The organism is Streptomyces bungoensis, from assembly GCF_001514215.1.
Taxonomy (GTDB): domain Bacteria; phylum Actinomycetota; class Actinomycetes; order Streptomycetales; family Streptomycetaceae; genus Streptomyces; species Streptomyces bungoensis.
The window spans coordinates 174268-186110 of record NZ_KQ948854.1; the positions used below are offsets into that span (position 1 = coordinate 174268).

General features: G+C 74.0%; 10 protein-coding genes. 7 read left to right on the forward strand and 3 right to left on the reverse strand.

Going from position 1 to position 11843, the window contains the following annotated elements; genetic code table 11:
- Positions 1–59 precede the first annotated feature (59 nt).
- The 4 genes from AQJ66_RS10985 (at position 60) to AQJ66_RS11000 (ending at position 5653) form a co-directional block, all read left to right on the forward strand.
- Positions 60–608 (forward strand): beta-class carbonic anhydrase, encoded by a 549-nt coding sequence (locus tag AQJ66_RS10985; RefSeq protein WP_061919690.1) that lies wholly within the window; start codon positions 60–62, stop codon positions 606–608.
- Positions 609–870: 262 nt separating this feature from the next.
- A complete protein-coding gene (locus tag AQJ66_RS10990) occupies positions 871–1908 on the forward strand; it encodes an AAA family ATPase (RefSeq protein WP_061919692.1) in 1038 nt (345 codons plus the stop codon).
- The gene (locus tag AQJ66_RS10995) at positions 1908–3269 is read left to right on the forward strand and encodes a DUF58 domain-containing protein (RefSeq protein ID WP_061919694.1); all 1362 of its coding nucleotides are present in this window, start codon (positions 1908–1910) and stop codon (positions 3267–3269) included. The genes AQJ66_RS10990 and AQJ66_RS10995 overlap by 1 nt, the downstream gene beginning before the upstream one ends.
- Positions 3266–5653 (forward strand): transglutaminase TgpA family protein, encoded by a 2388-nt coding sequence (locus tag AQJ66_RS11000; RefSeq protein ID WP_061919696.1) that lies wholly within the window; start codon positions 3266–3268, stop codon positions 5651–5653. The genes AQJ66_RS10995 and AQJ66_RS11000 overlap by 4 nt, the downstream gene beginning before the upstream one ends.
- Before the next feature lie 98 nt (positions 5654–5751).
- Here AQJ66_RS11000 and AQJ66_RS11005 read toward each other — a convergent pair whose 3' ends face one another.
- From AQJ66_RS11005 to AQJ66_RS11015, 3 genes are all read right to left on the reverse strand, one after another.
- A complete protein-coding gene (locus AQJ66_RS11005; protein ID WP_061919698.1) occupies positions 5752–6138 on the reverse strand; it encodes a DUF3040 domain-containing protein in 387 nt (128 codons plus the stop codon).
- Positions 6139–6418: 280 nt separating this feature from the next.
- Positions 6419–7243 (reverse strand): methyltransferase, encoded by an 825-nt coding sequence (locus AQJ66_RS11010; RefSeq protein WP_061919701.1) that lies wholly within the window; start codon positions 7241–7243, stop codon positions 6419–6421.
- A gap of 231 nt (positions 7244–7474) precedes the next feature.
- Positions 7475–8038, reverse strand: a complete 564-nt coding sequence (locus AQJ66_RS11015) for an SAV_6107 family HEPN domain-containing protein (protein WP_061919703.1) — start codon at positions 8036–8038, stop codon at positions 7475–7477.
- Between the two features lie 146 nt (positions 8039–8184).
- Between AQJ66_RS11015 and AQJ66_RS11020 the strand changes: the two genes are divergently transcribed.
- Genes AQJ66_RS11020 through AQJ66_RS11030 form a run of 3 tightly spaced genes read left to right on the forward strand, consistent with a single transcriptional unit; the run spans position 8185 to position 11747 of the window.
- Complete coding sequence (locus tag AQJ66_RS11020) at positions 8185–9015, forward strand: ATP-binding cassette domain-containing protein (protein ID WP_061919705.1); 831 nt, start codon at positions 8185–8187, stop codon at positions 9013–9015.
- Positions 8987–11071 carry a YhgE/Pip domain-containing protein gene (locus AQJ66_RS11025; RefSeq protein ID WP_061919707.1) on the forward strand — a complete coding sequence of 695 codons (2085 nt, stop codon included), beginning with the start codon at positions 8987–8989 and terminating at the stop codon, positions 11069–11071. Before AQJ66_RS11020 ends, AQJ66_RS11025 begins: the two co-directional genes overlap by 29 nt.
- Positions 11072–11117: 46 nt before the next feature.
- Complete coding sequence (locus tag AQJ66_RS11030; protein WP_061919709.1) at positions 11118–11747, forward strand: TetR/AcrR family transcriptional regulator; 630 nt, start codon at positions 11118–11120, stop codon at positions 11745–11747.
- The last annotated feature ends 96 nt before the right edge of the window (positions 11748–11843 follow it).

Consider the following 11843-nt stretch of genomic DNA (forward strand, 5'->3'; position numbering starts at 1 on the left):
GTTCTTTGTCCGCTCTGCACGGCAGGATCGGAACGCCGATGACCAGTACGGTCTCGGGTATGACGACTTCTGCAGCAGCTCCCACCGGGCCCGAGGGCGCCATAGCCGGCGACGGCGCCGTGACCGACCGCCTCGTCGAGGCCAACCAGCGCTACGCCGCCGAGTTCAGCGACCCGGGGATGGACGCCCGTCCGGTCCTCCGCGTCGCCGTGGTGGCCTGCATGGACGCCCGTCTCGACCTCCACAAGGCCCTCGGCCTGCAGCTCGGCGACTGCCACACCATCCGCAACGCGGGCGGCGTGGTCACCGACGACGTGATCCGCTCCCTGACCATCAGCCAGCGGGCGCTCGGCACCCGCAGCATCGTCCTGATCCACCACACCGGGTGCGGGATGGAGTCGATCACCGAGGAGTTCCGGCACGAGCTGGAGCTGGAGGTCGGCCAGCGCCCCGCCTGGCCCGTCGAGGCCTTCCGGGACGTCGACCAGGACGTGCGCCAGTCGATGCAGCGCGTGCGCACCTCGCCGTTCCTGCTGCACACGCAGGACGTGCGCGGATTCGTGTTCGACGTGAAGACCGGCCGGCTGCGCGAGATCGACCCCGCCTGACCGGACGCGCCGGCCCGCCCCGAACGCCCCGCGCCACGCAGGGAACTCGCCGCGCCATGTCGAAACCACGGTCGAAAAGGCTGTAAGACCGACATAGTGCGGGCAGTTGTCCACAGGCGAGTGACACGAATCGGTAACGGCGGCAAGAATGCGGGTGGGGCGTCACGCGGAACCTTTTCCGCGTGATGTCCGTGATTCGGGGTGGGCCGGTTTCGCAGCACGGAGCGTCGGCCCGTAGTAAGAACGGGCCGAGGAGGGCCGGGTGACGACCTATGACGATCGAGCGAGCCTCACTGATCTGACCGCCACTGTGGAGCGGATCCGCAGTTCGGTGGAGGGTGTGATCGAGGGCAAGCCCGAGGTCGTACGGCTTTCGCTGACCGTACTGCTCGCCGAGGGACACCTGTTGATCGAGGACGTCCCCGGGGTGGGCAAGACCATGCTGGCCAAGGCGCTGGCGCGGTCCATCGACTGCTCGGTGCGGCGTATCCAGTTCACGCCGGACCTGCTGCCCTCGGACATCACCGGGGTGTCCATCTGGGACCAGCAGCGCCGGGACTTCGAGTTCAAGCCGGGCGCCATCTTCGCGCAGATCGTGATCGGCGACGAGATCAACCGCGCCTCGCCCAAGACGCAGTCGGCCCTGCTGGAGTCGATGGAGGAGCGGCAGGTCACCATCGACGGGCAGACGTTCGAACTGCCCAGCCCCTTCATGGTGGTGGCCACGCAGAACCCGGTCGAGATGGAGGGCACCTATCCGCTGCCCGAGGCGCAGCGCGACCGCTTCATGGCCCGGGTCTCCGTGGGCTACCCGAGCGTGGAGGCCGAGCTGCAGATGCTGGACGTCCACGGCGGGGTGAGCCCGCTGGAGCACCTGCAGCCGGTGGCGCACGCGCACGACATCGTGAAGCTGGTCGAGGCCGTCCGCGACGTGCACGTCTCCGAGGCGGTCCGCCGGTACGCGGTCGAGCTGGTCGCGGCCACCCGCACCCATCCCGACCTCAGACTCGGCGCCTCCCCGCGCGCGACGCTGCACCTGCTGCGCGCGGCCAAGGCGTCCGCCGCGCTCGGCGGGCGGGAGTACGCGCTGCCGGACGACGTCCAGGCGCTCGCGGTGGCCGTCCTCGCCCACCGGCTGCTGCCCACCGCCCAGGCCCAGCTGAACCGCCGTACGGCCGAGCAGGTCGTGCTGGAGATCCTGCAGCACACCCCGGTGCCCGCCACGCCTCAGCAGAACGGCTTCGGCGGCCTGGGCCGGACCATCCCGGCGTATCCCCAGCAGCCGCCCCGGGGTCTGTGATGAGCACCGGGGGGACGGGGCAGGCGGAGGCCGACCGCGGGGAGGCGGGCGGCGTCCGTACGGCCCTGGCGGGGCTCACCACCCGGGGGCGCTCCTTCCTGGCGGCCGGGATCGCGGCCGCGATCTGCGCGTACGTGCTGGGCCAGAGCGATCTGCTGCGGGTCGGCCTGCTGCTGGCGGTGCTGCCGCTGCTGTGCGCGACCGTGCTGTACCGCACGCGCTACCGCGTGGCCGGCGGCCGCCGGCTCTCCCCCGCGCGCGTGCCCGCCGCCGGCGAGGCCCGGGTGCACCTGCGGGTGGACAACGTCTCCCGGCTGCCCACCGGCCTGCTGATGCTGCAGGACCGGGTGCCCTACGTGCTCGGTCCCCGGCCCCGCTTCGTGCTGGACCGGGTGGAGCCGGGCGGCCACCGCGAGGTGTCCTACCGGGTCCGCTCGGACCTGCGCGGCCGCTACCCGCTGGGCCCGCTGCAGCTGCGGCTGAGCGACCCGTTCGGCATGTGCGAGCTGACCCGCTCCTTCTCGGCGCACGACACGCTGACCGTGATCCCGCGCGTGCAGCCGCTGGCCCCGGTCCGGTTCAGCGGCGAGGCCAAGGGGTACGGCGTAGGGCGGCAGCGCGCGACGGCCCTCGCGGGCGAGGACGACGTGATCCCCCGCGGCTACCGCTACGGCGACGACCTGCGCCGGGTGCACTGGCGCTCCACCGCGCGCTACGGCGAGCTGATGGTGCGCCGCGAGGAGCAGCCGCGCCGCTCCCGCTGCACGGTGCTGCTGGACACCAGGGCCGTCGGCTACGAGGGCGCGGGCCCGGACTCGGCCTTCGAGTGGGCCGTCTCCGGTGCCGCCTCGGCGCTGGTGCACATGCTGGAGCGCGGCTTCTCGGTGCGCCTGCTGACGGACGGCGGCAGCTCGGTGCCCGGCGAGGGCGCCGACGGGTTCGCGGGCGGGCAGGAGACCGCGGACGCCGCCGGGCTGATGATGGACACCCTCGCCGTGATCGACCACTCCGACGGCACGGGCCTGTCCCGGGCCTACGACATGCTGCGCGGCGGCGACGAGGGACTGCTGATCGCCTTCCTGGGCGATCTGGACGAGGAGCAGGCGGCGACGGTCGCCAGGATGAGCCGCCGCAGCGGCGGCGCGGTCGCCTTCGTCCTCGACCCGGACACCTGGGCGCGCGAGGCGGCCGACGTGCCGGGGCCGGGCACCGGCCGGCACGCGGAGCGGCTGCGCATGCTGCGCGAGGCGGGCTGGACGGCCCTGGGCGTGCCGCGCGGCGCCTCGCTGGACGATCTGTGGCGGCAGGCGGACCGGGAGCGCTCGGGCCTGGCGTCCGTGAGCGGGGAGGCACTGGGATGAGCGGGCGGGCACGACTGGCGGTGCGCGCCGCGGCGGCCACGCTGATGGCCGCGTGCGCGCTGCTGCCCCTGGTCGGGCAGCCCACGTGGCTGGCGCCGGCCATCCTGCTGGTCGCCGTGCAGTCCGTCGTGGGCGCGGCGGCCCGGCGGGTGCCGCTGGCCCGGCCGCTGACCGTGGCGGCGCAGGCGCTGGTCTCGCTGATGCTGCTGAGCCTGGTCTTCGCCCGGCAGCAGTCGGTCATCGGGCTGATCCCCGGCCCCGAGGCCTTCCGGCACTTCGCCGATCTGCTCCAGCAGGGCTCGGACGACGTCAGCCGGTACGCCATACCGGCGCCGCTCACCGACGGCATCCAGCTGATGCTGGTCGGCGGTGTCGTGCTGATCGGCCTGCTGGTGGACACCCTCGCGGTGACCTTCCGCAGCGCGGCCCCGGCCGGGCTGCCGCTGCTCGCGCTGTACTCGGTCGCGGCGGGGCTGTACGACGGCGCCTACGACTGGGTGTGGTTCCTGCTCGCGGCCGCCGGCTATCTGGTGCTGCTGCTGGCCGAGGGCCGGGAACGGCTGGCCCAGTGGGGCCGCGTCTTCGGCGGTGCGCCGAGCACCCCGGGCGCGCCGGACGGCGGTGTGGTGGCCCCGGTGCGCACCGGGCGCCGGATCGGCGCGGTCGCCCTCGGGGCCGCCCTGATGGTGCCGCTCGCCCTGCCCACGATGCAGGGCGGCCTGCTGGACGCCGCCGGGGCGGGTGTCGGCGCGGGCAACGGCAACGGCGGCACGATCTCCGCGGTCAACCCGCTGGTGTCGCTGCGCGACAGCCTGAACGTGGAGAACGACCGCCCGGTGCTGTCGCTGCGGACCAGCGCGGCCGACCTGTCGGACATGTACCTGCGGATCGTGTCCCTGGACGACTTCGACGGCACGACCTGGAAGCCGTCCCAGCGGCACATCGTGGGAATCCCGGACGTCTTCCCCACACCCGTCGGACTGAGCCGGGACGTCAAGCGCACCTCGGTGCGGACGACGGTGCGGGCGGCGGACTGGTACGCGCAGGACTGGCTGCCGATGCCGTACCCGCCGAGCGGGGTGCGGATCAGCGGCAACTGGCGGTACGAGCCGGTCGGCATGACGCTCGTCGGCGACCACGGGCAGAACACGCGGGGGGCGTCGTACCGGATCACCAGCCTGGACGTGCGGCCGACCCCCGAGCAGCTGGCCGCCGCGCCGCAGCCGCCGGCCGCGCTGAAGCGCGAGTACACGAAGGTGCCCGCCAGGCTGCCGAAGGTGGTGGCGAGCACGGCGCAGGAGGTCACCGCGGGTTCGGCGAGCCACTACGAGGAGGCGGTCAAGCTCCAGGACTACTTCTCCGTGACCGGCGGCTTCCAGTACGACACCCGGGTGGAGGTCGGCCGCGGCCCGGACGCGATCGCCAACTTCCTGAAGAAGAAGCAGGGCTTCTGCGTCCACTTCTCCTTCGCGATGGCGGCGATGGCCCGCACGCTCGGCATCCCGGCCCGGGTGGCGGTGGGCTTCGCGCCCGGCACCCCGCAGGCGGACGGCTCGGTGTCGGTGACCCTGAAGGACGCGCACGCCTGGCCCGAGCTGTACTTCGAGGGCGTGGGCTGGACCCGCTTCGAGCCGACCCCGTCCCGCGGCACCGTGCCGTCGTACACCCTGCCGGACACGCCCGGCAGCTCGGTGCCGGACGAGTCCCTGCCCTCGCGCGGGTCGTCCGCGGCGCCCTCGGCGGCGGCCTCTCCGAGCGACGGCTGCTCAGCACAGCTGCGCAAGCTGGACGCGTGCGGCAGCCCGTCCGCGGCGCCGGCGCCGCAGGGCGGCGGCGGGGGCCCCTGGCAGGGGCTGTGGCTCGCGCTGATCGTGCTCGGGGCGCTGGTGGTCCTGGCGCTCCCGCTGTCGCCGCTGCTGTGGCGGAAGCGCCTGCGCTCCGCACGGCTCGGCGCGCACGCCCGGACCGAGGAGGGCGCCGCGGCGCACACGCTGGCGGTCTGGCAGGAGCTGACGGACAGCGCCTGGGACTTCGGCATCCCGCCGGACGAGTCGCAGACCCCGCGCACGGCGGCGGCGCGCATCGTCCGGCTGGGGCTGCTCGACCCGCAGGCCGGGGCGGCGGTGCACCGGGTGGCGGACGCGGTGGAGCAGGTGCTGTACGCGCCCCGGCCGCGGCCGGTGGCCGGTCTGGCGGAGGACGTGCGCCGGGTGATCGCCGCGCTGACCGGCGCGGCCGGCCGGCGGGCCCGGCTGCGGGCGCTGTTCGCGCCGCGGTCCGCGGTGCGGGTGCTGTGGGTGGCGTCGGCCCGCTGGACGGCGTTCCGGGCGCGGGTGGCGGCGGCCCGGCCGGTGCTGCGCAGGCCGAGCGGGCAGCGGGGCTGAGACCGCGGCGCGGCCGAGGCGACGCGTGAGGGGCGGCCACCTGCGGGTGGCCGCCCCTCACGGACGTCTGCGGTTGCCGGCGGGAAGCCGCGGCGGGGTCAGTGGCCCTGCTGCTCGTCCCTGCGACGCTGCCAGCGCTGCTCGATCCGGTCCATCACGGACCTCTTCGGCCGCACCGGGCGGCGGGCGAGGCCCGCGGGCTGTTCACCCGGCTTGGGCGCCTTGCGCCAGCCCGTGACGGCGAGTACGGCACAGCCCAGCATGACGAGGAAGCCCACCACGCTGACCCAGATCTGCTGGGCGACCATTCCGGCCATGAGGAGCGCGATACCCACGAGGAAGCCCGCGACCGCCTGGTAGACCCGTCGCCGGGTGTACGTACGCAGCCCGTTCCCCTCAAGCGCTGTCGCGAACTTGGGGTCTTCGGCGTACAGCGCTCGCTCCATCTGCTCAAGCATTCGCTGCTCGTGCTCAGAGAGCGGCACGGAGTCCTCCTCATCGTGCAGTCGCCGGGGGCGACCCGGGGGGGGTCCCTTCAGGATAGGCAGGGAATCGACCCCGTGAAACCCGCCCCTCTAAGCCAATTGGCCAACCGGTTTCCGCCCTGGCCGTCCCGGCTCGCTGAGGCTTCCATTCCCCGGCGGCCGACCCGTCATGCCGGTCCGTGTACCTCGATCATACGGCGCAAACCGCTCGATCGGGGGGCTTGTGGCGTACTCCATCTGCCGCCAAGGCCCTGATCAGCGGCGGGTCACGGAGGAGCGCTCAGGCCTGTTCGGCCCCCTCCGTCTCACCGAGCACGTGGAGCTGGGTGGCCACCGAGCGGAAGGCGGGCAGCTCGGCCGCGGCGGCCTCCAGTTGCAGCAGGGCGTCGAGGGCCCCGGGCTCGGTGTCCACCAGGACGCCGGGCACCAGGTCGGCGAAGACCCGTACGCCGTGCACGGCACCGATCCGCAGGCCCGCGCCCTCGACCAGCGCGGTGAGCTGCTCGGCGGTGAAGCGGCGCGGTACCGGGTCGCCGGCGCCCCAGCGGCCCTCGGGATCCTCCAGGGCCTGCTTGGCCTCCTTGAAGTGGCCGGCCAGGGCCCGGGCGAGCACGGCGCCGCCGAGCCCGGCGGCCAGCAGGCTGAGCACGCCCTCGGGGCGCAGCGCGGCCACCACGTTGCGGACTCCCTCGGCGGGGTCGTCGACGTACTCCAGGACGCCGTGGCACAGCACCACGTCGTAGCCGCCGCGCTCGACCACGTCGAACAGGCCGTGGGCGTCGCCCTGCACACCCTGGACCCGGTCGGCGACGCCGGCCTCGGCTGCGCGGCGCTCCAGCGCGAACAGGGCGTTGGGGCTGGGGTCGACGACGGTGACACGGTGGCCGAGGCGGGCGACGGGCACGGCGAAGTTGCCGCTGCCGCCTCCGGTGTCGAGCACGTCCAGCGACTCGCGTCCCGTGGCCTTGACCCGGCGGTCGAGCGCGTCCTGGAGGACGTCCCAGACCACGGCGGTCCGCAGGGAGGCGCGCGGTCGAGGGTCGGAGCGCAGCGACGCCGTCGGGGGGTGGTGGTGGGACGCGGGCGGGCGCATCGGGTCCGACACGGCAGTTGACTCCTCGGCGCGGCACCGCCTGTTGCCCGGCGGCGCGAACGGGGTGCCTCCCCGGCCCCGGTGCGGGAGGAAGGGAGGCCTTCAGGCGCTCTCCACCCTATTGCCTCCGCGCCCCGCCCGGTCATCGCGGCCGGGTCCGGCCGCCCGCGTCTCGCACGGCGGACGACCAGGGAAGACCACCGGTGGCGGCCGGAGGGCGACCGCCGGTCGCGGGCATCCGGCTCAGCCCGCGTCCGGCAGCCCGCCGCGCCCGCGCGGTGCGTCCGGCTCGTCGGCGTCCTGGCGGGGCTGGGGCAGGACGGGCTGCAGCACCAGCATCCGCTCGACGAGGCGGAGGAACATCGCCACGTCGCGTATCAGGTCGTCGGCGTCCCGCTGCCCGGCCGCGCCCTGGATGCCCGCCTCGGCACGGGCGCGGCGGGCGGCGCCGGAGGCGAAGAGCGCGCTCCACTCGGTCAGTTCGGGGGCGATCTCGGGCAGTACCTCCCAGGCGCTGCGGATCCGGGCCCGGCGGCGCGGGGAGGTCTCGGGGCGGCCCCGGGCGGCGAGCACGGCGGCGGCGGTGCGCAGGGCGGCGAGGTGGGCCGTCGCGTAGCGCTCGTTGGGCGTCTGCAGGACGGTGGCCTCCTCGAGTCCGGCGCGGGCCTGGGCGAGCAGGTCGAGGGCGGCGGGCGGGGCCGTGGCCCGGCGGAGCACGGGGTGCACGTCGCTCGCCGGGCCGGTCAGTGAGGGGGCAGGGCCGGTGGCGCGGCGCCGGTGGGCGGCGGCTGCGGACGAGTTGGCCATGACGAACCTCCTGTCGTCTGTGACGGCACGGGTGCCGTATGTGCCCATCGTCGGGTATGGCACTGACAATCCGTTCTGACCTGCGGCTTTGCCTCGATCGTGGGTTCGGGCGTATTTTTGCACTGACCAGTCAGTTTAAAAATGGGATGCAGGCAGGGGGGCTTGTGGACGGCGTGGACGTCACAGCCGAGGACCTCGGGCTCAAGGGGCCGCGGGGGTGGGCCTTTCGCGGCGTCACCCTCGACGCGGAGCCCGGCTCGCTGATCGCGATCGAGGGACCGTCCGGCTCCGGCCGCACGTGTCTGCTGCTCGCGCTCACGGGACGGATGAAGCCCACCGAAGGAGTGGCCGCGGTGGGCGGTCTCAAACTCCCCCGGCACATGGCCGCCGTGCGCCGGAGCGCGGCCGTGGCCAACGTGCCCGGGGTCACCGATCTGGAGCCGGCCCTGACCGTCGGGGAGCACCTGCGCGAAGCGGCCCTGCTGCAGCGCAGGTTCGGCGACACCCTGCGCGAGGCGCTGCGGCCCCGCCCGCACCGCGCCCTGGAGGCACGGCTGCGCGTCGACGCGGCGCTGGCCGCCGCCGGGCTGGACCTGGAGACGCTGCCCAAGGGCTCCCGCACCGCCGTCCGGGACCTGGAGCGGCTCCAGGAGCTGCGCCTGTCCCTCGCGCTGGCCCTCCTCGGCCGGCCCCGGCTGCTCGGGGTGGACGACGTCGACACGAAGCTGTCGGAGTCCGAACGCGCCGAGGTCTGGAAACTGCTGCGCTCCCTCGCGCGCGCGGGGACCACCGTCCTGGCCGTGTGCCGCACGGCCCCCACCGACTGCGTGTCCGTCTCCACGCTCCCGGCCGCCGGCCAGGACGGCGACGGCGGCAGCGACGACGACGAGAACCACGAGCCGAACGACGAGAACGACGAGAACGACGACGAGTCGAAGGAGGACGCCGATGCGCTCGCCGAGGCTCGCCGCGCTTGAACTGAGGCGCTTCGGGCGGGGGAGGCTGCCGCGCGCCGCCCTGGTCGCGCTGCTCGTGCTGCCCCTGCTGTACGGCGCCCTGTACCTGTGGTCCTTCTGGGACCCCTACGGCCGCCTGGACCGCATCCCGGTGGCCCTCGTGAACGACGACAAGGGCGCCACGGCCGGCGGGAAGAAGATCACTGCGGGCGACGACATCGTGGACGGGCTGCGCGACAGCCGGACCTTCGAGTGGCACGAGGTGAGCGACGCCGAGGCCCGCCGGGGCGTCGAGGACGGCACCTACTACCTGTCCCTGACCCTGCCGTCCGACTTCAGCAGGCGCATCGCCTCCAGTTCGGGCGACTCCCCGGAGACCGGCGCCCTGCGGGTGCGCTCGAACGACGCGAACAACTACATCGTCGGCCAGATCTCCCGGACGGTCTTCAACGAGATCCGCTCGGCCGCCTCCACCAAGGCCTCCCGGACCTTCCTGGACCGGATCTTCGTCTCCTTCTCCACCATCCACGACAAGACCGTGACGGCGGCCGAGGGCGCCGACCGGCTCGAGGGCGGCATCGGAAAGGCGGAGAAGGGCTCCAAGGACCTCGCGGACGGCCTGAAGGACGCCAAGAGCGGCAGCGGCAGGCTGGCCAAGGGCCTGAAGAAGCTCGACAGCGGCGCGGGCGACCTCGAGGACGGCTCGCAGCGCGTCGCGGACGGCACCCGGACCCTCGCCGACAACGTGAACGGCGTCTACCGCAAGGCCGGCCCGTTCCTGAAGGACAACGAGAAGACCATCGGGGACACCGCCCGGCTGGTCGCCGACTCGGCCGGCGCGGTCCGCCACAACCTCGACGTCCTGGTTAAGCTCGCGCCGGGCGCCGCGCGGACCGCCCACGCGGCCTCGGACACCCTCGACGAGGTCTACCGGGCGCGCTGCCAGGCGGCGGCGGTCCCCGACCCGGTCTGCCCGGACCTGAAGAAGGCCCGGCAGGCGGCCGCCGACGTGGCCACCGTCGCCGACGACCTCAACACCCTGATCGCCGACCAGCACGGCGACCTGAAGACGCTTCGGGACAACCTCGGCACCCTGCAGCGCCAGGCCCGGGCCCTCTCCGACCGGGCGCCGCACCTGTACAAGGACGTCGACGACGCGGTCCGGAAGATCAACGAACTGAACGACGGCGCGGCCCGGGTCGCCGCCGGCGCCAAGAAGCTCCACGCCGGACTGGGCACCGCGAGCACGGGCGCGGACCGGCTCGACAAGGGCGTCGGAACGGCCGCGTCGGGTGCGCGGACGCTCAGCGGCGGCCTGTACAAGCTGGTCGACGGCTCCGGGAAGCTCGCCGGCGGTCTGCACGACGGTGCGCGCAAGATCCCCGACTACGGCAAGCAGGACCGCGACCGGCGCACCGGCGTCATGGCCGACCCGGTGCAGCTCGCCTCCCACGACCTGCACAAGGCGCCCAACTACGGCACCGGTTTCGCCCCGTACTTCATCCCGCTGTCCCTGTGGGTGGGCGCGATGGTGGCGTACATGCTCATCCCGCCGCTGAACCGGCGCGCCCTGGCGGCCGGTGCGCCGGCCTGGCGGATCGCGTTCGCCGGCTGGCTGCCGGTGGTCGCGGTGGGCGTGCTGCAGGTGGTCGCTCTGATGGCCGTGCTGCACTGGGCGATCGGCCTGCAGATGCTGCGGGCGGCCGGCACGATCGGGTTCCTGTGCCTGGTCACGGCGTGCTTCGCGGCGATCGTCCAGTGGCTGAACGCCCGCTTCGGCGCGGCCGGCCGGATCCTGGTGCTGGCCCTGCTGATGCTCCAGCTGACCTCGGCGGGCGGCACGTATCCGGTGCAGACCAGCCCGGGCTTCTTCAACGCGATCCACCCGTTCCTGCCGATGAGCTACATCGTGGAGGCCCTGCGCCGGCTGATCACGGGCGGCGGGCTCGGCCCGGTGTGGCAGGCGTGCGCCGTGCTCGCCGCCTTCACGGCGGGCGCCCTGGCGCTGACCGCGCTCGCGGCCCGGCGCCGCCAGGTGTGGACGCTCGACCGGCTGCACCCGGAGCTGAGCCTGTGATCCCCACCCGTCACCGCACGCGCGCGTACCTGTGAGAATCGGGGCCATGGAACGCAGCAGCGCCACGTCCGGCGGCAGCACCCGCCGCGAGGCCACCCGGCAGAAGCTCTACGAGGCGGCCGTCACGCTCATCGCCGAACAGGGTTTCTCCGCCACCACGGTCGACGAGATCGCCGAGCGGGCGGGGGTCGCGAAGGGCACGGTCTACTACAACTTCGCGAGCAAGTCGGTCCTCTTCGAGGAGCTGCTGCGGCACGGCGTGGGGCTGCTGACCGCCTCGCTGCGTGAGGCGGCGGAGCGGACGGCGGCCGAGGGCGGCAGCAGGGTGGACGCGCTGGACGCGATGGTCCGCGCCGGCCTGGTCTTCATCGACCGCTACCCGGCCTTCACCCAGCTGTACGTGGCCGAGCTGTGGCGGACCAACCGCGCCTGGCAGTCCACGCTGATGGTGGTGCGCCAGGAGGCCGTCGCCGTCGTGGAGGGGGTGCTGCGCGAGGGCGTGGCGGCCGGCGAGTTCAGCGACGAGATCGACGTGCAGCTGACGGCGGCGGCACTGGTCGGCATGGTCCTCGTGGCCGCCCTCGACTGGAAGTCCTTCCAGCCGGAGCGGTCCCTGGACGACGTCCACGCGGCGCTGTCGCGGCTGCTCCAGGGGCGCGTGAGCGGCAAGGGCTGAGCGGGCCGGGAGACGCCGGGGGGCGCCTGGGGCACGGGAAGGGCGCCGGTCCTCGGACCGGCGCCCTTCCGCTCCCCCGTGCTCCCCCGTGGTGGT

Excerpts from the sequence above, each read along its gene's own strand:
- AQJ66_RS10985 (WP_061919690.1), top strand. The coding sequence starts at position 60 with ATGACGACTTCTGCAGCAGCTCCCACCGGGCCCGAGGGCGCCATAGCC.
- AQJ66_RS10995 (WP_061919694.1), top strand. The coding sequence starts at position 1,908 with ATGAGCACCGGGGGGACGGGGCAGGCGGAGGCCGACCGCGGGGAGGCG.
- AQJ66_RS11000 (WP_061919696.1), top strand. The coding sequence starts at position 3,266 with ATGAGCGGGCGGGCACGACTGGCGGTGCGCGCCGCGGCGGCCACGCTG.
- AQJ66_RS11015 (WP_061919703.1), bottom strand. The coding sequence starts at position 8,038 with ATGGCCAACTCGTCCGCAGCCGCCGCCCACCGGCGCCGCGCCACCGGC.
- AQJ66_RS11020 (WP_061919705.1), top strand. The coding sequence starts at position 8,185 with ATGCAGGCAGGGGGGCTTGTGGACGGCGTGGACGTCACAGCCGAGGAC.
- AQJ66_RS11025 (WP_061919707.1), top strand. The coding sequence starts at position 8,987 with ATGCGCTCGCCGAGGCTCGCCGCGCTTGAACTGAGGCGCTTCGGGCGG.
- AQJ66_RS11030 (WP_061919709.1), top strand. The coding sequence starts at position 11,118 with ATGGAACGCAGCAGCGCCACGTCCGGCGGCAGCACCCGCCGCGAGGCC.